22 protein-coding genes are annotated in these 26,055 nt (G+C 34.5%); 7 read left to right on the top strand and 15 right to left on the bottom strand.

The annotated features are described in order from the left end of the window. Positions 1–5: 5 nt before the first annotated feature. Both Q3Y49_RS16770 and Q3Y49_RS16765 read right to left on the bottom strand, forming a co-directional pair. Positions 6–1,901 carry a M23 family metallopeptidase gene (locus Q3Y49_RS16770; RefSeq protein WP_303269772.1) on the bottom strand — a complete coding sequence of 632 codons (1,896 nt, stop codon included), beginning with the start codon at positions 1,899–1,901 and terminating at the stop codon, positions 6–8. Then, the gene (locus tag Q3Y49_RS16765; protein ID WP_303269771.1) at positions 1,888–2,499 is read right to left on the bottom strand and encodes a fumarylacetoacetate hydrolase family protein; all 612 of its coding nucleotides are present in this window, start codon (positions 2,497–2,499) and stop codon (positions 1,888–1,890) included. Before Q3Y49_RS16765 ends, Q3Y49_RS16770 begins: the two co-directional genes overlap by 14 nt. Positions 2,500–2,640: 141 nt before the next feature. Between Q3Y49_RS16765 and Q3Y49_RS16760 the strand changes: the two genes are divergently transcribed. After that, the gene (locus Q3Y49_RS16760; RefSeq protein ID WP_303269770.1) at positions 2,641–3,543 is read left to right on the top strand and encodes a M48 family metallopeptidase; all 903 of its coding nucleotides are present in this window, start codon (positions 2,641–2,643) and stop codon (positions 3,541–3,543) included. Between the two features lie 71 nt (positions 3,544–3,614). Here Q3Y49_RS16760 and Q3Y49_RS16755 read toward each other — a convergent pair whose 3' ends face one another. Then, positions 3,615–4,352 carry a hypothetical protein gene (locus Q3Y49_RS16755; protein ID WP_303269769.1) on the bottom strand — a complete coding sequence of 246 codons (738 nt, stop codon included), beginning with the start codon at positions 4,350–4,352 and terminating at the stop codon, positions 3,615–3,617. A gap of 13 nt (positions 4,353–4,365) precedes the next feature. On the opposite strand from Q3Y49_RS16755, the gene Q3Y49_RS16750 reads away from it, so the two are divergent. After that, positions 4,366–5,373, top strand: a complete 1,008-nt coding sequence (locus Q3Y49_RS16750; RefSeq protein ID WP_303269767.1) for a LuxE/PaaK family acyltransferase — start codon at positions 4,366–4,368, stop codon at positions 5,371–5,373. Positions 5,374–5,375: 2 nt separating this feature from the next. Here Q3Y49_RS16750 and recN read toward each other — a convergent pair whose 3' ends face one another. The 7 genes from recN to Q3Y49_RS16715 all read right to left on the bottom strand — a co-directional run bounded on the left by recN (position 5,376) and on the right by Q3Y49_RS16715 (position 12,898). Beyond that, a complete protein-coding gene (gene recN, locus Q3Y49_RS16745) occupies positions 5,376–7,028 on the bottom strand; it encodes a DNA repair protein RecN (RefSeq protein WP_303269765.1) in 1,653 nt (550 codons plus the stop codon). Positions 7,029–7,156: 128 nt separating this feature from the next. Continuing rightward, on the bottom strand, positions 7,157–8,056 hold the full coding sequence (porD, locus tag Q3Y49_RS16740) for a type IX secretion system protein PorD (RefSeq protein ID WP_303269764.1): 900 nt from the start codon (positions 8,054–8,056) through the stop codon (positions 7,157–7,159). Beyond that, positions 8,049–9,257, bottom strand: coding sequence for a bifunctional phosphopantothenoylcysteine decarboxylase/phosphopantothenate--cysteine ligase CoaBC (gene coaBC / locus Q3Y49_RS16735; RefSeq protein WP_303269763.1), 1,209 nt, complete (start codon positions 9,255–9,257; stop codon positions 8,049–8,051). Before coaBC ends, porD begins: the two co-directional genes overlap by 8 nt. Positions 9,258–9,266: 9 nt before the next feature. Then, entirely contained in the window at positions 9,267–9,578 is a 312-nt protein-coding gene (gene rpoZ / locus Q3Y49_RS16730; RefSeq protein ID WP_303269762.1) for a DNA-directed RNA polymerase subunit omega, read from the bottom strand. 6 nt (positions 9,579–9,584) lie between these two features. After that, on the bottom strand, positions 9,585–10,409 hold the full coding sequence (locus Q3Y49_RS16725; RefSeq protein WP_303269761.1) for an outer membrane protein assembly factor BamD: 825 nt from the start codon (positions 10,407–10,409) through the stop codon (positions 9,585–9,587). 83 nt (positions 10,410–10,492) lie between these two features. Further along, positions 10,493–11,191: a T9SS type A sorting domain-containing protein gene (locus Q3Y49_RS16720; protein WP_303269760.1), complete on the bottom strand. Its 699-nt coding sequence runs from the start codon at positions 11,189–11,191 to the stop codon at positions 10,493–10,495. A gap of 117 nt (positions 11,192–11,308) precedes the next feature. After that, positions 11,309–12,898, bottom strand: a complete 1,590-nt coding sequence (locus Q3Y49_RS16715) for an OstA-like protein (protein ID WP_303269759.1) — start codon at positions 12,896–12,898, stop codon at positions 11,309–11,311. Between the two features lie 66 nt (positions 12,899–12,964). Between Q3Y49_RS16715 and tilS the strand changes: the two genes are divergently transcribed. The 5 genes from tilS to Q3Y49_RS16690 all read left to right on the top strand — a co-directional run bounded on the left by tilS (position 12,965) and on the right by Q3Y49_RS16690 (position 22,679). Then, a complete protein-coding gene (gene tilS / locus Q3Y49_RS16710) occupies positions 12,965–14,290 on the top strand; it encodes a tRNA lysidine(34) synthetase TilS (protein WP_303269757.1) in 1,326 nt (441 codons plus the stop codon). Beyond that, a complete protein-coding gene (locus Q3Y49_RS16705) occupies positions 14,268–14,795 on the top strand; it encodes a Crp/Fnr family transcriptional regulator (protein WP_303269754.1) in 528 nt (175 codons plus the stop codon). Before tilS ends, Q3Y49_RS16705 begins: the two co-directional genes overlap by 23 nt. A 136-nt stretch (positions 14,796–14,931) precedes the next feature. Then, positions 14,932–15,852, top strand: a complete 921-nt coding sequence (mdh, locus tag Q3Y49_RS16700) for a malate dehydrogenase (RefSeq protein ID WP_303269752.1) — start codon at positions 14,932–14,934, stop codon at positions 15,850–15,852. Between the two features lie 175 nt (positions 15,853–16,027). Then, positions 16,028–16,249 (top strand): VF530 family protein, encoded by a 222-nt coding sequence (locus Q3Y49_RS16695; protein ID WP_303269751.1) that lies wholly within the window; start codon positions 16,028–16,030, stop codon positions 16,247–16,249. 130 nt (positions 16,250–16,379) lie between these two features. Further along, the gene (locus tag Q3Y49_RS16690; RefSeq protein ID WP_303269749.1) at positions 16,380–22,679 is read left to right on the top strand and encodes a lamin tail domain-containing protein; all 6,300 of its coding nucleotides are present in this window, start codon (positions 16,380–16,382) and stop codon (positions 22,677–22,679) included. Between the two features lie 28 nt (positions 22,680–22,707). Here the strand turns inward: Q3Y49_RS16690 and Q3Y49_RS16685 are convergent, their stop codons facing one another. The 5 genes from Q3Y49_RS16685 to Q3Y49_RS16665 all read right to left on the bottom strand — a co-directional run bounded on the left by Q3Y49_RS16685 (position 22,708) and on the right by Q3Y49_RS16665 (position 25,945). Beyond that, on the bottom strand, positions 22,708–23,337 hold the full coding sequence (locus Q3Y49_RS16685) for an LON peptidase substrate-binding domain-containing protein (RefSeq protein ID WP_303269747.1): 630 nt from the start codon (positions 23,335–23,337) through the stop codon (positions 22,708–22,710). A 409-nt stretch (positions 23,338–23,746) separates the two neighbouring features. Continuing rightward, on the bottom strand, positions 23,747–24,244 hold the full coding sequence (locus Q3Y49_RS16680) for a hypothetical protein (protein WP_303269746.1): 498 nt from the start codon (positions 24,242–24,244) through the stop codon (positions 23,747–23,749). A gap of 210 nt (positions 24,245–24,454) precedes the next feature. Beyond that, a complete protein-coding gene (locus Q3Y49_RS16675; RefSeq protein WP_303269745.1) occupies positions 24,455–25,192 on the bottom strand; it encodes a hypothetical protein in 738 nt (245 codons plus the stop codon). A gap of 230 nt (positions 25,193–25,422) precedes the next feature. Then, positions 25,423–25,713: a type II toxin-antitoxin system RelE/ParE family toxin gene (locus Q3Y49_RS16670; RefSeq protein ID WP_303269744.1), complete on the bottom strand. Its 291-nt coding sequence runs from the start codon at positions 25,711–25,713 to the stop codon at positions 25,423–25,425. Further along, positions 25,706–25,945, bottom strand: a complete 240-nt coding sequence (locus Q3Y49_RS16665; protein ID WP_303269743.1) for a ribbon-helix-helix domain-containing protein — start codon at positions 25,943–25,945, stop codon at positions 25,706–25,708. Before Q3Y49_RS16665 ends, Q3Y49_RS16670 begins: the two co-directional genes overlap by 8 nt. Between the last annotated feature and the right edge of the window lie 110 nt (positions 25,946–26,055).

Below are 26,055 nucleotides of genomic sequence, written 5' to 3'. Positions count from 1 at the left end.
ATAATTTATAGTTTAGTGAGATATTCTGCTTTGTTTCCGGCATTGTCAGTTACAATTAAACTAAACTCACCGGATCTTTTCATTTCTTTATTGAGCCAATCTACCCAAATCAAATTATCTTTAGGTTCATACTTTAGCAAGACCCATTCACCATCCAATCGAGCTTCAAATGATTTAATTCCGGAGAGCTCATCATTGATTACAAAGTTAAGATTATTTTTGGCTTCTATTAATGGTGAAATACTGTCGGTTAAAAGTGTATAGTCTGCCAATTCCCTAGTGTTGAAATCTATTTTCCCATTATTCCATTCTCCACCCTCAAAAGAAAAGTTACCAGAATCATCGGTCTTATATATGTGAGTGTGTTTTTGATCAGCGTATACTTTTTGTGGGGTTAATTCAATTTCTATGGTGCTTTTTAAAGGGACTGATGTGGGTTCTAATGAAAATATTTCTAGGGAATCTGAAGTCTTGATTTCATATAAAGTTTGTAAATATAAACTGTCAAATAGCGAATATGAACTGAATGAAATCTTCATATTATTTAATTCTACCTCTTTACTCTCGCCTGGAATTATTTCAGTTATTTCTGGAAGGTTCATTCCCTTTTCACAATTGAGGATTGATTTTGGAATTCCGTTCTTTAGGTGCCATAGGTACACTACTGTATTTTTTGAATAGTAAGCAGGTAAGATGCTCTCAATTCTGCCTTCAAAATTTAAATTCAGTTCTTCCTTCTCTCCTTCGCAACTTGATTGAGTAAAGACCTTTAGTACTTCATTTTCAATTCTATAATCTAAACCGTCAATATCATAGGGAATATTTTCATTTAGAAATAGGTCTTGATCTTCTCCTATTATTGTTAAACTTAAATTACTTTTATTCTGATAAGGATCATACATATAGATATTAATATCATATACCTTACCTTGTTCTATTGTTAAAGCTCCATTTTCACTTTTGGTGTCATAGAATTTTAGTTTGTTTCCGTCATCTACATAAAGTTTATGAAAAGTACCACCCTTAGTTTGTTTTACATCATAAGGGTAGTGCACAAGTATATGCCTTTGCAAACTAAAGCTCATTACATCTATATCTTGTTTAAAGTGCCTTTCCCCGTTGACAAATACTTCAATAATACTAATTCCATTTTTATTTGCGGAGCCATTCAATTTATCATGACCCCATAATTCTAATCCAATTTCGCCAATGGCTGAGATGGTGTCTTCTGCCTTATAATTGAATCCATTTCTCTTTAATGGAATTTCCTTTCTTTCAAATTGATTTGAAATTCTAGAAGAAATTGTCATTGGACGAATTGCAAAACCTTGGACAATTGGAGGGATATTATCTTTTATTTCATCAAAACCGTAATGGAGTGGGTTTAAAACTCTTTGCTGCTTATCCCTAATTTCAAAATGAAGATGTGGACCTAAAGACCCCCCTGTGTTTCCCGAAATCCCTATTACTTCTTGACTCTTAAAAGCAAATTGGTAAGGTTCCGGAAATAACTCTATTTCAAATGTCTGTTGTTTATACTGTTCACTTTTAACATAACTCTGTATTTCAGTAGCGAATTCATTTAGATGTGCATATACAGATGTATTTCCATCTGGATGGAGCATGTATAATGCATTTCCATATCCAGAGGTGGAAACTTTAATACGAGTAATGTATCCTCTTTTTGTGGCATGAACAGCTTCTCCAATCATACCGCCTGTTTTGATATCAATGCCAGCATGAAAATGGGAAGATCTCAACTCACCCATGGTGCCTGACAAGAAATTGGTTTTGTTAGGACGAATGGGAAAAGTATAGGGATCAGAATTTTGAGCTAAAACCGAAATTGGAAAGCTAAGTAAAGATATTAGAAGTGTAGTAAGTGATTTATTTAATTTCAAAATCCAATAATTTTTGATTTTCTATAAAACCTTCCAACTGATCTCCAATTGAAATAGGACCCACACCTTTTGGTGTACCCGTAAAAATGATATCACCAGTTTTTAATGTGAAAAATTGTGATAAATAGGCAATGATATAATCAATTGAAAATAGCATTAACGAGGAATTTCCTTCTTGTTTTATTTGCCCGTTTACTTTTAATGAAAAATTGATGTTTTGATGATTTTCAAATTGATCTTTGTTGAGCCAAGCTGAAATAGGTGCAGATCCGTTAAATCCTTTAGCAATTGCCCAAGGTAGGCCTTTTTCTTTTGCTTTTGATTGTAAATCCCGAGCTGTAAAATCAATACCTAATCCAATTTTATCGTAATATTTGGAGGCGTGCTCTTCTCTGATAAATTTTCCTTCTTTGCAGATTCTTATAATTAACTCTAGCTCATGATGAATATCACGGCTGTAAGAAGGATAATAAAAAGGCTCATTGTTTTTAAGAATGGCAGTGTCGGGTTTAGTGAAAATTACGGGCTCGTCAGGTCGCTCATTCTTAAGCTCTTTAATGTGGTCACCATAATTTCTGCCAATAGCCAATATCTTCATTCGTGGGAAATTTATGCAAAAATATGACTTCTTTTAACTATAAAAATGAAAGTTTCGTTAAATTATGAAAGAAATCTTTTAGATGGTATTTAAAGGATTTAAAAATGTAATTTTATAATTCGTTTATCAAAAAACATGAATATGAAAAAGATATTTTCTCTGATTCTTTTAGTGGTAGTACTATTTGCTTGTAAAAAAGTACCACTTACAGATAGAAAACAATTCAATGCCATTCCCAATAGTCAATTGAATTCTTCCAGTTTTAGTTCTTATGATCAGGTGATGAAAGAAAGTAGAATTTCTTCAAATTCTGCTCAGGTTGAAATGGTTAAAACGGTAGGTAACCGAATTAAAGATGCCGTGGAGCAATATCTCAAAGAGAATAATTTGGGTGATGCCACTGAAGGCTTTAAATGGGAGTTTAACTTGATTGCTGAAAACGTGGTAAATGCATGGTGTATGCCAGGGGGAAAAGTTGCTTTTTATGAGGGGATCTTACCAGTCTGTCAGGATGAAGCAGGTATTGCTGTCGTTATGGGGCATGAAGTTGCACACGCTGTAGCTAAGCATGGCGGTGAGCGAATGACTCAAGCATTGGCACAGCAGGCGGGAGGAATGGCTTTAAGTGTAGCCCTTCGAGAACAGCCAGAGCAAACGCAAGCACTTGCTATGACGGCTTATACCGGAGTGAGCACTGTTGGAGCGCTCTTGCCATTCAGTAGATTACATGAGTCTGAAGCAGATGAATTAGGATTGAAGTTTATGGCGTTAGCGGGATATGATCCTGCTGAAGCTCCTGAATTTTGGAAAAGGATGAAGGCTTTATCTGGTGGATCTCCACCAGAATTTCTAAGTACGCACCCAAGTAGTGATACGCGAGTGAAAGATTTGAATAAACTACTGCCTCAGGCGAAAAAGTACTACGTGAAAAGCAGTAAGGCGGGAAATAAGCCTATTCCGAATTTAAATAGCATTTCCACGGCAGCATCTAAAGAAGAGAAAAGTGAAACTAAGACCAAAATGAAAATGAAGATTGGAAATTGAAGTGGTACAAGTTTCAAACAAAAAGGCACTACTATAAAGTAGTGCCTTTACAATTTCATTATTCGGAAATATTAATCTCTATTTATCAATTGAAAAGTTTCCGTTTGAATAATATTACTTCTATTTCCTGCTCTATCTAGAATGTAAACTTCCAAGTACATGGGGTAATCGCGAAATGTAGCCCTAAAACCAACGCTTTTGATTTCATAAGTCAATGATCCATTTAGTGGACGATCATAATTCTCAGTATTAAGAATAGGGAATCTACCATGAAAGGATTGATAAAAACCAGGTTCAGATTCCCACTCAAATTGTTCAAAATCACTATTTCCTGGACGTTTTACAAAAAAGGCCACATATATATTGAAATGGCGTTCATTAAACCGAACCAAAACAGTGTCATTTACGAGTAATGTGTTATTCACAATTATGGAGTCTCTAAATATATTATAGTCATAATAATTAAATGGTGGCAACTCTGGCGAGCTCCCAAAGAAAATCAGTTCTCTCTCTTCATTCAGAGGGATATCAAATTGATGGTACGGAGGTTCATTTTCGCTATTTCTTAACCCTAAGTCACCGTCACCATCTTCAAAAGAAAGAGATACGCTGATAACGTCTTGGTTTAGAGGTTGACCGCTTGCGGAGGTGTCAGTAATAATACTGAACTGAACGTCTTCATATTCAATACTGGGAACATCTTCGAATTCTGGTGGAGTAGGGCAGGCTGTAAGGATTGTTAAAAATCCAATAATAATACTAGAATTAAATATGAGATGACGTGCCTTATTTTTAATATTGTATTGCATAATAATTTTACAAATGTCAGAAAGAGAACGCTTTTTAAAGCAATTTGATGCCTTGAACGTTAAAAATTTTCAAGATTTTGCTTTAAATCTATTTCACTATCAAAGTAAATACAATTTAGTTTATAAAAAATATATTCAAGCTCTAAATATTGAAGCCCAATCCGTAAAAGATTTATCTTCGATCCCATATTTACCTATAGATTTTTTTAAAAAGCATAAGGTTATAACTAATGCCGATGCGTCCAATGATTTTGAGGCAATTTTTGAAAGTAGCGGAACTGGATCTGGAATTAGCAGTAAACATTATGTCAAAGAGTTGGATCATTATTTAATTCATGCAGAGAATATTTTCGAAAATGAATATGGTAAACTGGAGGATTTCATCATTTTGGCTCTTTTACCAGCTTATTTAGAAAGAGAAGGATCTTCACTGGTGGCTATGGTGGATGATTTTATAAAAAAAACAAAATCACCTGAATCAGGATTTTATTTGAATAACATAGATGAATTAGTTAAAAAAGTAGCGGCACTAAAAGATCTTAATAATGGTAAAAGGATTATTGTTTGGGGAGTTAGCTTTGCATTGTTGGATATAGCAGAGAATTATGAAGTGGATTTTTCTGATTGCATTGTCATGGAAACAGGAGGGATGAAAGGGAGAAGAAAAGAAATCACCAGAGAAGAACTCCACAGAATTTTATGTACTGGATTAAAAGTCACTAAAATACATTCAGAATATGGTATGACTGAGCTTCTTTCACAAAGTTATAGTAAGGGAAATGGTGTTTTTGAACCAAGTCATAGTATGAAAATTATGGTTCGAGAAGTTAATGATCCTTTCGATATTAAATTTCATGACAAAAGAAGCGGGGGCTTAAATGTGATCGATTTAGCCAATATCGACAGCTGCGCATTTATAGAAACTCAAGATGTAGGCTTGGTACAAGAAGATGGTAAATTCAAGGTCCTGGGCAGGTTTGATAATTCAGATATTAGAGGATGTAATTTGCTAGTGTCGTAATTTTAGATAGCCAATAACTCTTTAGCACTTTGAATAGCCGATTCACTAGGATTTTCTCCGCCAATCATCTTGGCTATTTCAAGAGAGCGTTCACTTTCATCTAATAGCTTAATTTTGCTAACTGATTTTTCAGCCGTATTATCTTTATAAACAAAGTAATGTTGATGTCCTTTTGCTGCTATCTGAGGTAAATGACTAATAGTAATTACCTGATGGTTTTCTGCCATTTTCTGCATCATATTCACCATTTTAATAGCAACTTCACCTGATATACCCGTGTCGATTTCATCAAAAATTATAGTGGGCATTGCTATCTTATCAGCCATAATATATTTTATGGCAAACATTAGCCTGGAAAATTCACCTCCTGAAGCAACATTTTTTAGATTTTGAGTTGCAACACCCTTATTGGCAGTAAATAAGATTTTTATGTCATCCACGCCACTTTTATCATGCGCTTTAGATTGATTATCGATTTTAACAATAGCGTCTTCCATTCCTAGTCCAGCGAGAAGCGATTGTAACTCTATTTCGAGTTTTTCAAAGTGATTTACCCTCTGCTTACTAATTTCTTTAGCCTTTTGATCCATTTCTGAAAAAGCTTGATCCATGGCTTTTTGCAGTTTTGTTTCACTGCCCTCAATATCTTCTACCGCTAGCAATTTCTCCTCTAATTCAGTTTTTATTTTAATTAACTCAGCAATTGAGTCAACATGATGTTTTTGTTGCAATGAATAAATTAGGCTAAGTCGCTCTTGTGTTTGACTTAATTCCTCAGGCTGATGTTCAAACTCATTTGCTGTGATTTCAAGTTCTTTTGCAATGTCCTGGATTTCTATAAAGCTACTGTTTAGTCTTTCCGATAATTCTTGAAAATCTTTTCCATATGCTTGAATAGCTTTCAGACTTTCGCTGGCTTGATGTAAATTATGAACAGCAGCAAATTCCTGTCCATCTAGGAGTTGATAGGCTTCTGAAAGTTTTAACTTTATCAGTTCACCGTTTTCTAATATTTCTAATTTCTCCTCTAGTTCTTCCTGCTCATTTGATTTTAATTGTGCTTTATCCAACTCGTCAAAAAGAAATTGATTAAAATCCTTTTCCTGCTGCATTTGGGCAGAATTTTCCTGAAAGGCCTGAAGGTTTTTTCTTGCCTTTGTATAGGTATTAAATAATGTCTTATAAGTTTTAAGACTTCCTATTGTTCCAGCATATGCGTCAATGATTTTTAATTGAAAGTCTTGATCCCCAATCAACAATGTTTCGTGTTGTGAATGAACATCCATCAGGTTATTTCCTAAGTTCTTGAGGATATCCAGCGTTACAGGGGTGTCGTTAATAAATGCTCTTGATTTTCCACTCGCACTTATTTCCCTTCGGATAACACATTCTTTATCATAGTCTAGGTCTTCCGCTTCAAAAAATGGGTAAAGATTATATTGGGAGATGTCAAAAATGCCCTCAACTACACACTTTGAGTCTTCCGAGTATAATACTTTAGTATCAGCTCTTTTCCCGATGAGTAATCCTACTGCACCTAACATGATCGACTTTCCAGCACCTGTTTCTCCAGTAATAGTATTTAGCTTAGCTGATGGGTTGATATTAAGTTCTTGAATTAAGGCGTAATTTTTAATCAAAAGCTTCTGAAGCATATTAGGATTTAGTTTTATCGCAGGGCTAATTTACTTAAAAATTGCGGATAGTAAATTCTTTCGATCGCAGTATTCAATAAATTTTTAAAGATTCTTTATCCTATACTATGAATATGAAATATGATCTTTTATTCAATCATTACTTCGTAACGTTCCGAATTAGCAGGAGCTAATTCTCTCATAATTTCATAAGCTTTTCTTCTAAGTGCTAAATCACCCTCTGTGAAAATTTGTACAATCTCATCTGCTCTAGTCTGAATTATTAGTGTTATAAATGGTGAATTGGGGTTTAGTTTATTGGATTTTTGAATATTTTCCAATGCCTCTATAATTGACTTTCTTGCTGCTTCAGGATCTTCTTCCATTAAATCTAAACCTTTTCTGTAATACAGATACAGGCTTTTGCGTACCGGTTCTAGTTGTGAATTTAAGGCGGATTGAATTAAGGAATATTTACTTTCAATATTTCCGAACTGTTCCCAACCCGGCTTAAATCCCTGTTGATTAGCTGATCTAGCTATGTTTAAGGCTTCATCATAGTATTCTTGTCCACCTAATTCAGAAAAACTGTCAAAATCCATTCCTAACAGAAAATTGGCATAGAAAGCCAAAATACTCACCAAGTTATCATTAAAGCTGTTTTGAGAATAAAGTAAAGGCTGAGACTCCGTAAAATCAAAGTTTAGGTTTCTATCAGCTATATTAATCATGATTGATTCATAATTGCTATTGTAAACTGGCCGGACAGATTGTATTTGCATTCGAGCCTCAAACCTACCCGTTCTTGGGATTCCAGTAATATTTATAGCCATTACTCCTTTGATTCTTTCAAATAGCTCAATATCTTCTTGCATCCATTTTGTTTCATTTAGGAATTGACTAAATGAATTTTCCATGTTCGTAAAGATTCGAGTTTCGGAGGTATTTGCAGTTGAGGCATCTACCTTTACTTGAAAATATAAATCTTGAGCGATTAAGCAGCTGATATTGAAAATTGAAATAAAGAGTACTAGGGCTAGTTTATTCATTCTCGATGCTCAATTTATGTATTTGGTTTACAATTATTTCAGCGACTTCAGATTTGTCTAGAAGTTCTGTTTCAGCTACTAAACCCTTGGCGCTAAAAATCTTAATTTTATTAGTGTTATGACCAAATGTTGCATTTTTGTCCCGCATACTATTAAGAACGATCAAATCGAAGTTTTTATTCTTCAATTTATTTAATGCATTTTCTTCTTCATTTTCAGTTTCTAAAGCAAAACCTATATTTAGCTGATTTTTTTTCTTCCTTGCACCTAGAGTTTTGGCTATATCAATGGTTTTTTCCATTTCAATTGTCATAGCCTCCGACTGCTTTTTTATTTTTTCTTTGGCAACTGATTTTGGTCGATAATCCGCTACTGCTGCAGCAAAAATTATAATGTCTGCTGTATCATAGTGTTTGTCAACTTCTGCGTACATTTCTTGTGCAGTCTGTATTTTAGAGTAAGTAGATAACGCTGAAGGTGGATGTAAGGACGAGGGGCCTGAAATTAAGGTAACATGAGCGCCTGCATTCAAAAAAGATTTGGCTATGGCATAACCCATTTTTCCGGAAGAATGATTACCAATAAATCTGACAGGATCAATAGCTTCTTGAGTTGGTCCTGCTGTTATGATAACCTTTTTGCCCTTAAACTTTTTTTTTACGTCCAGAATTTTTTCTATTTTCTTCACTAGATATTCAGGTTCTTGCATTCTACCTTGGCCTTCAAGACCACTTGCCAACTCACCAGATGCGGCTTGAATTACAATGTTACCAAAAGATTCAAGTTTTCTAAGGTTCTCAGATGTAGATGGGTGTTTGTACATATCCAAATCCATTGCAGGAGCAAAGGCAATAGGACATTTCGCAGACAGGTAGGTTGCCAATAGTAAATTATCACAAATTCCGTTTGCACATTTTGCAATGGTATTGGCAGAAGCAGGTGCTATTAATAATAGGTCCGCCCACAAACCCAATTCAACATGATTGTTCCATTCTCCAGACTCTGATTTGACAAACTTGGATAGAACAGGCTTTTGACTTAAAGTACTTAAAGTCAAAGGAGTGATGAATTCAGTTGCGTCATCAGTCATGATAATCTGAACTTCAGCCCCCGCTTTAACCAATAAACGGGTCAACATTGCAGTTTTGTATGCTGCAATGCTACCCGTTATTCCTAAAATTATTTTTTTACCTTGGAGCATTTACCAAGTTTATTTCTCCTCTTCTTCTTCTCTCTTTCGGTAATATACTTTACCTTCTAAGAATTCTTCCATAGCCATAATTGTAGGCTTAGGCATTCTTTCATAGAATTTAGAGATTTCAATTTGCTCTCTGTTTTCAAAAATCTCTTCAAGATTATCTACGGTAGAAGCAAATTCAGCAAGTTTATTGCTCAATTCTTCTTTCACATTACTTGAAATCTGTCGAGCCCTTTTTGAAGCCACTACAACAGTTTGATAGATATTATCAGTATCTTTTACAAGCTCCTCTGTGTCTCTAGTTGTAATTGATGGATTTGCCATATTAATTTATGAATTTAATTTTCTAACTTGTTCTAAGCAGTCTTCGTAGATTTTTTCTGCTTTTTTTAAATATTTACTTTCATCGTAGGTGTCAATGAATATCTCGTAGAAGTCTATAGCTTCTTGATAACGTTCTTTTCTCAGAGAATAAATACTTACCTCTGCTAAATTATACATTGCCTCTATTTCTAGATATTGAATTTCTTCTGTATAGGTTGAACCTGGAAAATCATCCTGAAAGTTATCAAAAGCAACTAATGCAGCTTTCAGATATTCACCAGTCATGAATTTTTTCAAATCATAATACAATAAAGCCTTTTCATACGCTTTTCGTTCCAATTTAGACCTCAACTGTCCTAAAGCAGCATCTGCTTTCCGAACAAACTCGGAATTGGGATAAAGATTAATAAATCCTTGAAGCGCAGTAATAGCTTCCTTTGAACTTGCTTGATCCAAATTGTAACGTGGTGAGTCTTGAAATAATGAATATCCAAACATGAACCTGGCCTCTTCAGCAAATTGACTCCTGTTAAAAGTATCGTAAAATGTTTTAAAATAATGTGATGCTAAAAGGTATTGTTCTTGGTAGTAGTAGGTATAGCCATAATAGAAGTTTGCAATCTCAGCCTTTTCTGACCCTTTAATAATAGGTAATATCTGCTCCAGAAGAACATTGGCTCTATAATATTCGCCCTCCTCATAATATCTAATGGCGGCTTCATATTTCTTCTCCCAATCGTCACTTTTTTGCAATTTTCTAAAATCACTACAAGATGAAATTACAGTTGCTAGAAGAATTAAAATAAATAGGTTTTTGTACGAATTTCGCATAAGGGTGCAAATATACATTTGTTTTGTGGAATGAGCAATTTTTTATTGCTAACGAAGCAAAATTGATTTGATTGGATAAAAGCTTATTTTTTTACAATTAATTTCCTTGTTGCTAAACCTTCATCTTTTATGGAAAGTGTATAAAAATAAACGCCAGGGTTGAAATTTTCAGTACTGATGTTTAATTTATTTTCGTCTGGGCTCAACTCATAGGTATCCACTATGCTTCCAAGTACGTTTTGAAGAGTTATTTTAACTTCTGTTTCATTGGGATTGATGCTGTATTCCATGATTGCATTTTTAACTGCTGGGTTAGGGAAAAAGCTATTTACAATTAAATCTCCTTTTTCAAAAAAGACATCTTTTGGCTTGTTCTCTGTTACTTTAATAGCTAGTTCTTTTTTTACAATATTGTCTACTTCTAAATCGACAAATTCCAAATAAGCAATGATATTTAAATTTGACAATCCTCCGTTTAGTATAAGTTTTATTTCTGAAGATATGCTATTGGGAGCAATGTTAATGATTAAAGATTCATTATTGTCGCTGCAATTCTCTTCGTGACAAATGAGTAAAGTGCTTCCTCCTTGAATATTTTCAATGCTTTGTTTAATCTTAATGGACTTTTTAAGATTAGTGAAGTTTTGTATTTTAAAAGTCTTCGTGTTTGTTTTTTGAAAGCCAGTAATTATTTCTTTATCCAAATTCTTTACCATTATATCTTGTGACCATGCTGAGATGGTAACAATAAATGATAGAATTATGGTAAAAAATATTTTCATTTGGCTCTAAAAGTTTGACTAGTAAAAATAGGATTTATTTCTTGTAATTTCTAATGTTTTTTTTAAAAAAATGGAATTGTCTCATAATAAATAAATCATGTGTACGTTAGCCACGTTTTAATTTTCAGTTTTTAGCTTAGTTTCCTTAGGAAGCGCTGGATTTCCCTCTTGTGTATTTTGTTTTTGAACAGGTGCATATTTGCCTAAAACGTCAATTATATTAGGTTTTTTTTCAATTTTCCATTCAAAATCTTTTAACCTCGTTTCAGGTTCTTCAATTTCATGAGGTGGGATGAATTGCCCTTCTGGATCTTTATAAAAAGTAATATCATTCATTTCTCCATTAAGGAATTGTATCCTCATCGAACTACATAGAACTTTGTTCATTCCGATAAGGTCTAATGTTTCTTCATCTACTGCAAAATAGATGCTCTCACCGTTGCCTTCCACAAGAATTCTATCAATTTCATCATTCTTCATGTAGGCAGTCATATTTCTGCCTTTTATTTGATTGAAATTTTGCACGGTATCTTGATTTATTGAAAAGGCTTTATTGCGCATATTCAACTTATCCACTTTCCCATTTTTAATTTCCATAAAAACTGTGTCCGCAACAATTTGATTGCCTTCACTCCATAGAATTGGATCGTGATAGAAGAATATCATAGAATCCTGCATCATATAAGCCATTGAATCTGATACTCCTTGTAAATCTGATTTATAGATTTTTACATTATTGTAAGCCAATAACCTGCTGAGTGAATCAAATTCTGAATCTATGGAAATTAGCGTGTCTGCAGTCAGGTAAAGAGTGTCATTTTCTACCGCTTGCTTCAGTACTGGATTTCCCCAGATTTTTGTAATCCCCTTCTCTTTTTTTGTGGCGGCTTCATCTCCCAAGATAATAATGTCATTTTCCTCTGAAATGACCCGTACATTCCCTTTCGCTTTTGATTCTTGAGTCAAATCATCAAAATATAGCTCGTCACCAAATATTTCATAAGATTCTGTCGTGATTTTCCCAGAAGAGTATTGTGCATTTTTTTTATCGGTATAGAATTTACCACCCTTCTCGGCATCTACTACTTCTCCATTTTGCAGAATGGTTTTAGTGGCTCCAAATGTCGTTGCAATTTTGGTTGTTCTGTGATAAAATAGGGTGTCTGTCAATAACTGATATTCAGGATTAGTTAAGTCAACGTCCTTGTAGAATTTTATTAAATCTTCCGCATTTACTACATAACCCTCTCTGGCTATTAATGTAGTCTCATCATCTACCAACTTACCACCATTAAAGAAGTGGCCATCCTCCGTATTCATGTAATAATCTAGATAATTGGTGGTCATGCGCATATCTCCATCATCGTAAACCACATTATTTCTTAATTCTGCTTTGTTTTCATCAATGTAGTAGTTTAATCTTCTGGAGGTGATGTCAATAGTGTCATTTTTGGTGACCACTACATCTCCAAAAACAATCATGATTCCTTGCTTGTCATAATATAGGGCAGAATCTCCACTGATCTTAACATTCTCTTTTTCAATATCAAACCATACATTTTTTACTAAGCGAGTGAAACTATCTTTACCTTTATTTATAAATTCTTGATAGCCTTCTGATCCGTATTTAACACCGTTTTTTTGCGCATTAGCACTCAAGGATAAGATTAGAAAGAAACAAAGGACTATAATTCGATGGAAGTTCATAAATTTACTTTTGATTGCTTTTTGTTAGCAAATTCTGTGCAAATCTAAGTAATTTCATAAAGAAATATGTTAAGCGAATCATTTTTAGATTTTATTAAAAGGGAAAGACTTTTCAAAAAGGACGAACATTTATTGTTGGCCATTAGCGGTGGACTCGATTCAGTGGTTTTATCCCATCTTTTAAAACTAAATAACTTTCAATTCTCTTTAGCTCACATGAATTTTCAGCTGAGAGGAAATGATTCTGAATTGGATGAGCAGTTTGTTAGAAACTTGGCAAAGATTTTAGGGGTTAGGGTCTTTGTTAAGAAAGTTGAAATCAAGAAAGTAGGTTCTACACAAATACAAGCGAGAAAATTACGCTACAGCTGGTTCGAGGAATTAATAAAGGAGTATTCCTTCAGCAAGTTGCTAACGGCCCATCATGCTAATGATTTACTTGAAACAGCTCTTTTGAATTTAAGCAGAGGGACAGGCGTAAGTGGACTCAGAAGCATTTTACCTTTGCATGACAATATAGTGCGACCATTGCTTTTTGCAGAAAAAGAAGAATTGCAAAAATTTGCCGAAGATAATTCAATTATATGGAGAGAGGATATCTCCAACTACTCTGACCATTACACGCGCAATAGAATCAGACACCATATAATTCCTGAATTGCTATCTATAAATCCTAATATGGTTGCCGGTTTTCAGCAGACAGCTGTGCGTTTGCGGGCAACGGAGGCAGCCTGGAAAGAAAAATTGGCTTTGATATCGAATAAGTATTTTGAAAATGAAGGACAGAACGTAAAAATTGATAAGTCCATATTAGAAAACGAGAATGCTTTGGTTTATCTTTCTGAACTATTATCAGACTACGGAATTGGATTGACGCAATTGCAGTCTTTTGATTTTAGTAGGGTAGGGGCTCAATTGTTTGGCTCGGATTATGTTTTGAGTGTAGATCGCCATTTTATTTTTATAATTAGAGCAAAGAATGAAGACTACTATTCCTTTTTTCCTAGGGAGTTAAATTTAAAGGAGGATAGTGTTGAAGTACCTTTCGGATTACTAGCATGGGAGTTTATAGATCAGCAAGTAGTAAACTTTAATCAAAAGCCCAATGTAGCGTTTATTGATTATGACAAATTAAAGGGTAGAGTTGAAATAGATATCTGGCATGAGGGCGATAAAATTCAGCCATTAGGAATGAAGGGGAAGAAAAAAATAAGTGATATATTGATCGATCAAAAAGTACCCTTGCATCGGAAGCAGCAAACAATCGTTTTAAAATGCAATGAAGAAATTGTTTGGGTAGTAGGTTATAAATTTTCCGATCTGTTTAAAGTAGAAAAATCGAGCAGCAGAATATTAAGAATTACATATTATGAAAATACTAAATCCATTTAGGAAAACTTATGACCATAAACAAATGGTGCTTTTTCAGTTCTTGAAGGAGGTGAAAATTTTTGAGCAATTAAACTTTGAGCAACTGTCGCATTTCTTACCGTTTATGCATATGAGAGTATACAAAAGAGATGAAGTAGTTTTCTTTAGGGATGATCCCAGTCATGCCCTTTACTTAATTCAAAAGGGAGAAATTTCATTAACCATTGATATTCAAGATCGATTTGAAAGCTTAGGGATACTGAATGGAAATAGATCGTTTGGAGATAATGCCTTAATACCAGATGCAAGAAGGATATATAATGCTGTTGTGGCATCAGAGAAAGCTCAAATTTATGTGATTCCACAAATAAATATATTTGAAATTTTTGATCATTACCCAAAAATAAAGGCCAAGGTTTTAGAATCATATACCCAACAACAGAATGATTATGTGGCTCGATTATTTTCAACTTATAAAACCAATTTCGGCTTTTTTGATTTGGGTCATGTATATGGAAAAATGTGAAACTGAATTTAGATTTTTTTAACACCCAAATGCTTCTTTATTCTCATAATCACTTTGAAATAGGACAATATAATAGCATTATTTTTTGTAGTTTTGTGGGCGAAATCAAGATTGTTTAACTTATAAAATAAATAAAATGAAAGTTACAGTAGTAGGAGCAGGTGCAGTTGGTGCAAGTTGTGCCGAGTACATTGCCATTAAAAATTTTGCGGAAGAAGTAGTTTTGGTAGATATCAAAGAAGGATTTGCTGAAGGAAAAGCGATGGACTTGATGCAATGTGCATCTTTAAATGGTTTTGACACAAAAATTACTGGCGTTACTAATGACTACAGCAAAACTGCTGGTAGTGATGTAGCGGTTATCACTTCAGGAATTCCAAGAAAACCGGGAATGACAAGGGAAGAATTGATTTCAACAAATGCTGGAATCGTTAAGCAAGTAGCAGAAAATTTAATTAAAAACTCTCCTGATGTAACCATCATTGTAGTTTCCAATCCTATGGATACAATGGCTTATTTAGCTCATAAGGCTACTGGTCTGCCTAAAAATAAAATAATCGGAATGGGAGGAGCTTTAGATTCTGCTCGATTCAAATATAGGTTATCTGAAGCATTAGAATGCCCAGCATCTGATGTTGATGGAATGGTGATTGGTGGACACAGCGATACTGGGATGATTCCATTGACTAGATTAGCAACAAGAAACAGCGTTCCTGTTTCCAAGTTCATTTCTGCTGAGCAATTAGAAAATGTAAAAGAGGAAACTAAGGTGGGTGGAGCTACTTTAACCAAATTATTAGGAACATCCGCTTGGTATGCTCCAGGTGCTGCTGTTTCTGCAATGGTTCATGCAATCGCTAACGATTCTAAGAAAATGTTCCCATGCTCTTGCCTATTGGACGGTGAATATGGATTGAGCGATATCTCAATTGGGGTTCCTGCAATAATTGGTAGAAACGGAATTGAAAAGATAGTAGAAATTGACTTAGATGATGCTGAGAAAGCAAAGTTGAATGAAAGTGCTGAAGCTGTGAGAAAAACTAATGGCTTATTGTAAAATAAATAAAGCCTTTGATTTAGATCTGTCAGGTTTATAAAAATTAAAGTAGTAAAACATTTATATTTTATCTTCTATATCAAAAGAAAACAGGACAGGTTTTATCTAAAATCTTTAAAAGCATTCGGCTTATGTCGGATGCTTTTTTTATTTTAAAAGTATAATTACCAATGACATGCCAGAGCAACAACCCAACAATCCACTTCATGGTGTTACACTCAAAGCCATTTTGGAATATTTAGTGGAAGTTTATGGATGGGAAGAATTAGGAAACAGAATTAAAATCAATAGTTTCAATCATGATCCCTCAATAAAATCTAGCCTTACCTTTTTAAGGAAAACACCATGGGCTAGAGAGAAAGTGGAACGACTTTATATTAAAAGTTTGAAGAGATAGATTTTAAGTAAAATTTGTTTACTAGTGTTGAATTAAACATGACTAATATAAATTCATATAGAATTTCCCTGAAAAGTTATGAATTTTAAAGGTAAATTATCATTTTTGAATTCGAACTATTGTATTCAAAATGAAGTCATTTTTACCAAAACCTATCCTCCTTTCCCTATTTTTTCTATTCTTTTTTTCTAATCTCGATGCACAAAATGCCTGGATCAATGAATTCCATTATGATAATGATGGGGGCGATGAAGGCGAGTTTGTTGAAATAGTGATTGAAGATGCTAACTCTTTTGATTTAGCTTTATTTAATGTTCACCTTTATAATGGTAGTGATGGAGAATCTGATGGTTCATATTCGCTAGATACTTTCACAGAAGGAGATAATCAAAATAATTTTACGATTTATTATTTAGAAATATCAGGAATTCAAAATGGAGCCCCTGATGGATTTTCATTGGATTATGACGGTACTTTAATTCAATTCATCAGCTATGAAGGCAGTTTCACAGCTGAAGATGGACCTGCTAATGGTATGGTTTCTGAAGATGTCATAGTAGAAGAAACGACCTCAACCCCAATTGGAGAATCTTTACAGTTATCTGGAAGCGGAACTGCTTATTCAAACTTCACTTGGCAATCACCTGCTTCGGAATCTAAAGGGCAACTCAATAATGGACAAACTTTTGGTGCTGCTTGTACAGCTCCAACAACTCAAGCCAGTTTTTCTGTCCCAACAGCAGAGGACATAGATGATAATCAAATTACATTGAATTGGTCAAGTGGAGATGGCGAGGCTGCTGTGATTTTGGTTAAAGAAAATAGTCCAGTAAATGATAGTCCTGTTAATGGGACTACTTATAATGCCGATAATGATCTTAGTAGTGGATTGGCCGATGAAATAGGAACAGGTATTTTTGTGGTTTATGATGGTACTGCCACTTCCACGATTATAGAGGGACTAACTCAAGGAACGCAATACCACTTTGCAATTTTTGAGTATTTAAATACAGAACAATGCTATTTGACTGCAAGTGAAACTATCTCGATTACCACCACAACCTCATTTGACGATGATAGTGAAATAAGCAAACCTGCCAGTCAAATTCCAGCAAATAGTATTTCTTCCCTTGCTAATTCAGAAGCCGAAGCTATGGAAGTTTTTAAATTTGATATATCAGATTTGGGGACATCCGATGGTAAATCAACCTATCTACAGAAAATTGTAATTAAGAAAAGTGAAGCTAATGATGTGGAGGATTGGTCAGCGGTCATCAAGGGAGCAAAATTGAATGATGGTACTTCTGATTTGGTCACCTCTAACATTTCGATTTTTCAAGATTATATTGAATTTACTCTTACGGGAAATGAGTTCGAAATTGTAGATGGGTCAACTGAAAGCTTAATACTCTCTATTTGGTTAAATGACAGTCAAATAGATAGTGACACTATAGGTTTTGAAATATCCGGGAATCATGGTTTTGAGGCAGAAGTAAGTGGTTCATTGCTCGAAAATCCAATCTCGGAAGTTGTTACTTCCCACCCATTTAGTATAGAAGTGGAAGCTACCCATTTTGAAATTAGCACGGGTTCCAGTGCTCAGGTTAATGAAGCTTTTAATTTAAGTGCAACCGCAGTTGATGCTCATGGCAATACCGACTTGGGTGAAAGGAATATCAGTTTGTCCTTGAATTCAGGCAATGGGAATTTAACTTCTTCAACTGTAGGGATAAGCAATTTAGCTATGAGTGATGGCTTCTATGAATGGACAGATCTGGAACATGATATGGAAGAGTCAATTATAATTGAAGTTTCCGATGGAAATGGCATAACTGTCAGCAGTCCCGAAATTGATATAATTCCATTAATCAATACTGTATTTTTTTCAGAATACATTGAAGGTAGTAGCAATAATAAGGCCTTTGAAATATTCAATAATAGTGGGGAGACAATTGATTTGAATGATTTTTCAATTGCAAGATATACTAATGGAAGTGAAAGCATAACTTCAGAATATCAACTTTCTGAAATTCAGCCAGTTTTACTTGATCAAGGGAGTGTTGTAATTGCTTATTCAAATGCGGATGATGAAATTTTAAATATTGCCGATATTATCCATAGCATTGCTTTCTTCAATGGTGACGATGCCTTGGCATTATTGTACAAAGGAAATGTAATAGATGTCATTGGAGAAATAGGTGCACGACCGTCAAATGGATGGGAAGTAGCTGGTGTTGCAGAAGCCACTCAAGATAAAACCTTAGTAAGAAAGGCTGCTGTCACTGAAGGGAACCCTAATAATCTGGCTTCATTCGGAAACAATACCTTTGATGCTGAATGGATCGTTTTTGAGGAGGATAATTTTTCATTTTTAGGAGATCATTTTAGATGCGAGTCACCGACAGAGAATGTTTCCAATATCAATATTGAAGATATCACAGAAAACACAGCTGAATTGAACTGGAATGCTTCAGAAGGGCTGAAATCTTTAGTATTAATTAAGGAAGGAAATGAAGTGAATACTGAACCAGTAAGCGGAACTACTTATATGGCTAATGCCGATTTTTCTGCAGCGGATGAGTTAGAGGGAGATAATAGAATTGTTTTTGCTGGGGAAGGAGATACTGTAGAAATTAGTAATCTTAATGATGGAACGACTTATCATTTAGCAATATATACCTACGAAGATAGCTGTTACAATGTAGATTCCCCCGTAACTGCTAATTTCTCAACTAAGATTTCATTAGACCAAGATTCAGAAATCAATGATTTGGTTCAGCCTGAAGTTTCCTCTTTACTATCAACAATCGATGAGGAATCTGAGGCGGTTGATATTTTTAGTTTTGAAATTTGCGATTTGGCTACTCAAGATAGTAAGCCTACTTTGATTGAAAAGATGGTTTTCAGATCTCATCATCAAAACACCCTGGCTTGGGAAAATGCTTTGAATGTTATTTTGGAAGACGAGAATGAAAAAGTTAATGAAGCTCATGTGACAGTTTACAAAGATAGAATTGAAATTGAATTTCCTGAAAATCAGGAGTATGAAATACCTTCAGGCCAGTCTGTTGGTTTTAACTTAGCCATTTGGTTTAATCGTTTTGAGGTAAGTGATAGCAGTCAGTTCGCCCTTCAAATCCCAGCAATACATGAATTTGGATCAGGCAGTTCAAGCTCTAAACTTATTTCGAATATAGGAGATAATATTGTATCAAAGCAAATAGGCGTTATCGAGGTTATAGACTCAATTGCTGTGGTCAGGCAAGGGACTAAGGGGTCAAGATTTGTGGTTTCTGGCTTTATTTCTTCTAATGATTACGGTGTGGGGAATACTCAATTTTACATTCAGAAGGATGAAGGCGATACTTATGAAAATGGAGTAGCTGTCTTTTCAGAAAATGAAGTTCTGAATTTGGAAATAGGCAATGAGGTGAAAATTTCAGGGATTAGGGAAGAAGTGAATGGAATTACTCGCATAAATGCTGATTATGTTACTCTGCTTAATCATGATAGTTTTATCCCTGAAACAATTCCTATTGAACCCAATGAGTTTAGTGCCCACAGTGAACTCATTGGAATACGTGTAAAAATTGACAGCTTATGTTTAATTCAGCCTGAATTTTGGGGAGATTTTGATGCTAATGTTTTGCAGTTTTCAAATGGAATAGATAGCGTTTTGGTAAAAATCCAGCCAAATAACAATTATTACCATGGCAATGCCCAAGTTCCTCTAGGTCCTGTTGATTTGTCTGGAGTCGTGGATAATCCTGATGGTCTTGTGCAGTTATTAGTAACTTCTGATCTAGAATTGTATGATGCTTATGCGCCTGTATTTACGAAAGAACCATCAATTTCAAGAACTAAGGGCGAATCAATCACTTTGAATTTTGAAGTAAATGAATTATCAGGTGTTTATTATGTAATAAAAGAGAGAGGGGATTCGATACCGAACTTGCATAGCCTTAAAAATCCCCAAACAGATAAACAGATAATTGAATCAGGACAAAGAAAAATTGATTTACCTAATGTAAAAGAAAACGTGAATATCACCGTGGAGGGATTAGTATCCAATACCAAATATTCTATTTTTATTATGGCCGAGGATTCCTTTGGTAATGCCACCGAACTACATAAACTTGATTTCTCGACTTTAAATACGGATGCTGATCATGATATCAAAGTATTAGCGCCTGAAGAGCAAGTCAAAGAAAGCACAATCAATGCATTTGAAGCTAGTAAACAATTTGCTCCAGTTTTCAAATTCACGGTAAAAGATGGAGGTAGTTCTGATGGACTATCCACTTTCATTAACCAAATAGTCATCCATGAATCTGATAAGGATGAAGCAAATCTCAGTACTTTAATAAAAGAGGTGCAATTGTTCGATTTGTCTACGGAGGGTGTCGTCCATACTCAAAATCTTATTTTCTCTGATTCCATCGTAATAAAATTAGAAGAGGCATTAGAGATTGCTGACGGTAACATTAAGACACTTCAACTGAACATTAAATTACAAGATCAGGTAATAGATGAGCAAAATTTAGCTTTTCATATTCCTGCCAAAAATTCTTCCTGGTTGGTTGAACCAAATGGCTCTCAGTTGGCAAGTGAGTTCGAAGAATCAATTTTTTCTGCTCTTCATTCTATAAATGTGGAAGCTTCAGAATTAAAAAATATTTATCCAGCGGAAGTATACGTAAATGAGAATTTTAACATCATCTTAAGTGCTGAGGATGAGAACGGTAATAGAGATGTTTCTGACAGAACAGTCACTATTGAGGTTGAAGATGATAGCGCTTTTTTGGGCCAAACTCAGCTTGCACTTAGTGGTGGACAGGGAGTTTTTGAGGAATTGAAGTATTTAAATGCTGGAGAAATTTCTCTTGAATTAAGCGATGGTTTAATATCAGAAGAAATTCAGATTAATTTTATCAAACCAGAATTGGTAGTTGATACGACTAGCTTTGATGCTGATTTTGGCCTGATTAGTTATCCTGAAGCTTCTGAAATTCAATCATATTCACTATCTGCACAAAACTTAAAAGATTCTATATTCATTGTAGCTCCTCAAGGATTTCAGGTTTCTAATAATTCCGACTTTAAAAATGCTACTGATTCTTTGATTTTAAATCATATAGGCTTGCATCAAACTGAAATCTTTATAAGGTTTACTCCATCGGATAGCAGTGGGACATTTTATCAAGGAAAAATTATCCATCATAGCCAAGATGCCGCTCCATTACATTTGAATGTGCAGGGTCAAGAAGGTACTCTAAAATTAACATCTATAGCATCTGTAAAAGATAAACCACAGGGAGAAAGAGTGAAAATTAGAGGGGTTGTAATTGGAGGCAATAATCATTTTAAAAGTAGGAGAATAATTCAAGATCAAACCGCAGGAGTAGCAATTGAGGGTTTGAATTCATCGGCTTTAATATTTGGAGATAGTGTTGAAGTAGAAGGGATTCTCTCAAAACGTGGCAGTTGGCTAAAGATTATTCCAGAAAAGGAAATAAATATTCTATCATCTGATTCTACCGTGATATACCCTTTGCTTTCCACTATAAACAGTTTAAGCGGATCAGTTGAATATCAAAGAGTAAAGATTGAAGATTTACTTATAGTTGGTGAAGGACAATTTAATACGTCTGTATATAAATTACGGAAAGGGGAAGATACGATAAGTATCAAACTTAATTCTGCAAACCACCCACTAGTTGGAATAGATATTCCGTATGGAAAAGTCAATATGACTGGTTTCATTCATAAGAGAAATAACCAATTCTATCTATATCCGGAATTAGAACAGGATATGGAAATTATTCCAAGAGATACAGTTCTATCCTTAATAGTACCAGAAGAAGGCTTAAAATTCGAAAGTGTAGATTTGGACGAATTTTCAACAGCTAAAAGCTACATAGTTGAAGCGCAAAATTTAGCAGAAAACCTAAATATTGAGGCAAGTGAAAACTTTCAAATCAGCTTATTAGAGAATTCAAATTATTCTCATGACTTGCAATTGCCGATCAATAATAGAGGCGATATCCCTGAGCTGAAAATTTATGTCCGATTTTCTCCTGTCTCTGCAAGAGGAGGGATGATCGAAGGTGTGATTACCCATTTATCGGGTTTGCAAGAACAAAAATTAAATGTGCAAGGAGTGGAGACGGTTATCACATCCGATCATGATCCCTTGAAAGATGACATATTGATTTATCCAAATCCTGTAAATTCTGAACTGAGGATTAGAGTCAAAGAAGTCCATCCTCACAGTTTTCAGTTAGTAGGGCTGGACGGTATAGTTTTAAGGGACGGAGTTTTAAGTGATAAAGATTACGTTCTTAACCTAAAGACATTAGAAAAGGGTATCTATTTTTTAAAGATTTTTTCCCGAAAAAGAAAGCAAGTGTTCCGAATCGTTAAGAGGTAGATTGAACGAACACAATCAGCAAGAGGATTTAGAACTCTTGTGGAGGATTATATTTCCTAAAATGACCGTTCATTTGAATGAGCTCTTTAGCTCTTTGAACGTCTCTTAACTTTGGAAGTAAAACTTTTAAGTGATCTAGTACAAAACGCTGTCTCTGTCTTTCTTCTACAATCTGAATAAGTTGATATTCCGAATCTTGCGACAAACCAATCTGGTGTGCTATGTCGAAAATCTGGAAATCCATTGACAATGTCCTGTTATCAACTTCTACCAAGTCGTACATTTCTTGAACTGCCTCATATATTTCCTCCTTCAAAATCAAATCACCATTGCTTTTATTGGGAATTTCTTCAATGGCACCAATCGCATATTTTTTGTTTTGAAATGGATTTTCCATATCGAGCACTTTCACAACTCGTTTTCCCCTGGTTTTGATATCATATTTTCCATCACTGTACTTTTTAGTGACTTCATTAATTTCCATCTCAGTACCATATTCTACTTTATTTCGTACATAAGACGGTATTGCAAATGTACTATTATTCTCAATACAATCACTGATCAGTTCTTTATAGCGAGGCTCGAAAACATGCAAATTCAAGCTTTGGTAAGGGAATGCCACTAACTTCAGGGGGAAAAGTGGAAGAGTACGATTCATTACACATCTTATGTTGGTACACACACTTAAAAGTTTTGTTTAAGAATCAGGTTGCATAAATGAACAACATATTTAAAAAAATATTGGTTTTAGACAATATTTTATTGAAAAAAGCAAATTATTGAGATAAATTCTTTGGATGAATACAAATTGTTTATCTTGACTTACTTGAGCAGCTCAACTCTCTTGAACTTTACCTAAATAGTTAAACCCAAAGCAGCCAAACCTGTAGTTAAGGACCAATAGATATATACATTTGTTGCACATCAAATTCTATTATTTTGAGTATTGGGAAATCTATACAAGTAATGTTTGCAAATTTTAATCTGAGTTCAAATCAAACCATGCAATGAAAATCGTTTAAAACTGAATAATCAATTCAGCTTTGATCTCGAACGCAAAGCGAGAACTACTTCCTGCTTAGGATAATCAAACAATATTGTTGTGGCAGTACATCATTAGGTTTCAGCTGTCTCTTTTTTTGGATTTTATGGCTTGAAACGATTTCAAGGTGTTTTTCCCTTGAATAATCGCGAGATCCTTTTTTATATGGGATGTGCTTGATGGACTTGATGAAAATGAATTTCTCAATCACTATTTGAGCACTTTTCAGCCGTTCAATAAACTTGGGTATACTTACATTTTTTGTCGTTTCAACACTCAATATATTTACTTCAGATAGCGGTCCTTTTATTGGTCTTGGGGTATTTCCATTCCCTAAATCAAAAATATTCGAGGCAAAACTTTCATGCCAAAATGTAATATGTCCAAGAATATCATTTGCATTCCAGAGCTCATAGACCATCTGATCATAATCGAGCCTTTGCTGAAAGAAGTTAACAAAATCTTCTACTTCAGTTCTGAGCTGTTCAATCTTTGATCTGATTTTGTTCTCTGTTTGTTTCATTTTTTTTGAGGAAACCTTTTTTACAGCATGAAACCTGACTGATTAAAAGCATAAAAATTTCAGTGAACTGCCGAGGCAATCCGCAGGATTGGCTTATTAATTTTAAATTGACAAATAAGGCAATCTTGTGGATTGCCGGGCTATCTACCAAGAGCTATAGAAACAATAACCTACCAACAGCCATAATTTATGACAGAAGTTTGAGAGCCATTATTTTTCTCTAAATTTCTGCAAATATTTCCTCGTTGAAAACCCTTTAAACCCTGGTCCTCCGTGAAAAGAAGTAGACCAATATAATTCTACGAGAATTGGATAATCTTCCACTACTTCAGTAGGTGTCATTAAATAAATCTCCTCAAACTCTCTTTGATAGTTACCTTTCCAATAGTAGACCTCACTATTTTCTTCAACCTCACCAATTTCCAAAGTTCCACTTCTAAATTTACCGTTATAGTCGTATGCTACAGTTTCAAACTGTATTTTATTATTTCTTAATTTTTTTGCATCTACTACTTTAACAAAGTATAAGCCATCCATATACTGTAGCTTTATGTATCCATTCTCAAATAATCTTTGGCGATATATGTTATTTGAATGTGAATAATAGAAGAATTCGTTTCTGTATCTGTGAATATCTATCCACTCTTTTGGCATTTCTTGAAGAATCTTGTCAACCCCTAATGTGACTTGAATGGTATCTAATGCAGCTTTTAAGTAAGCTATTTCATCTTGTACTTCAAAGAAATGTAACTTCTTAAGTCTTTTCTTGTGTAAAGAAACTGAATCATAATTGACAAACCTCAATAATTCTTCATCCTCTGAGGTTTGAATATTCAGAATTTCATATTCCTTTCCTAATTCAGGATTGATATTTTTTAATTCTGTTACAGATTGTCCCCAGCCTACTTGAAAATAGGCTAAACTTATAATTATTGCTAAATATTTCAAATCTTCGTGCTAATGATATGGCTCTCAACGGGCGCGCGTAAAAACCGTGTACCTACTGTTTGTTTAAGTGATGAAGTTATCAATTTTAATTTTGCTACTAATGGCTTGGTTGAGATGCCTATATACGTTCGAATTGTCTTTTTACTTTGACTTTGAAAAATTCCGGGATGCAACTGCTAAGATTGCCCGAAACTGCCAAAGCGCATTGTTTTTACATAATGTTCGCAACTTTATTTTAGTATGCCATTAACATCTTGTCGACCAATGATAGCCAAAATCTCAACAACCTCGTCCTTTACTCTAAAGTAGATGCTGTCGACCCCACAAACACAACGTCTATAGCCTTCCTTTATATAGTTTACTGATTCATATGAAAATGGTCTCTTTGCTATCATATCAAAGCAGTCAAAAAAATTATTAAAGTAGCTGTCGGCTTGTACTTCTCCAAACCTTTTTACTCCGTATTGGTGTATTCTGATAAGGTCATTTTTGGCTTCGTTACTAAGTCTGTAATCAGCCATTCAGATCGGACTTAGATTGTGCTAAAATCTGCTCTTTAGTAGAATTTGTAAAACCACTTTTTTCAGCTTTCTCCAGTTTTGTCCTTATCCAATCGATTTGCTTTTGTTGGTTTCTTGCTTGTCGGATTAAGTCGTTAACTAATTCGCTTTTGCTTGAATATTCTTGACTGTCGACTTGGGATTTTAGCCACTTGTCATTCGGTTCGGTAAATGAAATACTTTGACGTGCCATAATTTAAAGTTTGATGTAAATATACACCAAATACGAATCAATTGCAAGGGGCGTTATTGTTGCCAACCTTTAGATTGTGACCATATCATTATTCCAAGATTTCCATTTAT

This window comes from Marivirga harenae, assembly GCF_030534335.1.
GTDB classification, from domain to species: Bacteria; Bacteroidota; Bacteroidia; order Cytophagales; family Cyclobacteriaceae; genus Marivirga; species Marivirga harenae.
Note: the sequence above shows the minus strand (reverse complement) of the source record. Positions and strands in the feature narration are given on the sequence as shown.

Excerpts from the sequence above, each read along its gene's own strand:
- Q3Y49_RS16765 (WP_303269771.1), bottom strand. The coding sequence starts at position 2,499 with ATGAAGATATTGGCTATTGGCAGAAATTATGGTGACCACATTAAAGAG.
- Q3Y49_RS16760 (WP_303269770.1), top strand. The coding sequence starts at position 2,641 with ATGAAAAAGATATTTTCTCTGATTCTTTTAGTGGTAGTACTATTTGCT.
- Q3Y49_RS16755 (WP_303269769.1), bottom strand. The coding sequence starts at position 4,352 with ATGCAATACAATATTAAAAATAAGGCACGTCATCTCATATTTAATTCT.
- Q3Y49_RS16750 (WP_303269767.1), top strand. The coding sequence starts at position 4,366 with ATGTCAGAAAGAGAACGCTTTTTAAAGCAATTTGATGCCTTGAACGTT.
- recN (WP_303269765.1), bottom strand. The coding sequence starts at position 7,028 with ATGCTTCAGAAGCTTTTGATTAAAAATTACGCCTTAATTCAAGAACTT.
- porD (WP_303269764.1), bottom strand. The coding sequence starts at position 8,056 with ATGAATAAACTAGCCCTAGTACTCTTTATTTCAATTTTCAATATCAGC.
- coaBC (WP_303269763.1), bottom strand. The coding sequence starts at position 9,257 with ATGCTCCAAGGTAAAAAAATAATTTTAGGAATAACGGGTAGCATTGCA.
- rpoZ (WP_303269762.1), bottom strand. The coding sequence starts at position 9,578 with ATGGCAAATCCATCAATTACAACTAGAGACACAGAGGAGCTTGTAAAA.
- Q3Y49_RS16725 (WP_303269761.1), bottom strand. The coding sequence starts at position 10,409 with ATGCGAAATTCGTACAAAAACCTATTTATTTTAATTCTTCTAGCAACT.
- Q3Y49_RS16720 (WP_303269760.1), bottom strand. The coding sequence starts at position 11,191 with ATGAAAATATTTTTTACCATAATTCTATCATTTATTGTTACCATCTCA.
- Q3Y49_RS16715 (WP_303269759.1), bottom strand. The coding sequence starts at position 12,898 with ATGAACTTCCATCGAATTATAGTCCTTTGTTTCTTTCTAATCTTATCC.
- tilS (WP_303269757.1), top strand. The coding sequence starts at position 12,965 with ATGTTAAGCGAATCATTTTTAGATTTTATTAAAAGGGAAAGACTTTTC.
- Q3Y49_RS16705 (WP_303269754.1), top strand. The coding sequence starts at position 14,268 with ATGAAAATACTAAATCCATTTAGGAAAACTTATGACCATAAACAAATG.
- mdh (WP_303269752.1), top strand. The coding sequence starts at position 14,932 with ATGAAAGTTACAGTAGTAGGAGCAGGTGCAGTTGGTGCAAGTTGTGCC.
- Q3Y49_RS16695 (WP_303269751.1), top strand. The coding sequence starts at position 16,028 with ATGCCAGAGCAACAACCCAACAATCCACTTCATGGTGTTACACTCAAA.
- Q3Y49_RS16690 (WP_303269749.1), top strand. The coding sequence starts at position 16,380 with ATGAAGTCATTTTTACCAAAACCTATCCTCCTTTCCCTATTTTTTCTA.
- Q3Y49_RS16685 (WP_303269747.1), bottom strand. The coding sequence starts at position 23,337 with ATGAATCGTACTCTTCCACTTTTCCCCCTGAAGTTAGTGGCATTCCCT.
- Q3Y49_RS16680 (WP_303269746.1), bottom strand. The coding sequence starts at position 24,244 with ATGAAACAAACAGAGAACAAAATCAGATCAAAGATTGAACAGCTCAGA.
- Q3Y49_RS16670 (WP_303269744.1), bottom strand. The coding sequence starts at position 25,713 with ATGGCTGATTACAGACTTAGTAACGAAGCCAAAAATGACCTTATCAGA.
- Q3Y49_RS16665 (WP_303269743.1), bottom strand. The coding sequence starts at position 25,945 with ATGGCACGTCAAAGTATTTCATTTACCGAACCGAATGACAAGTGGCTA.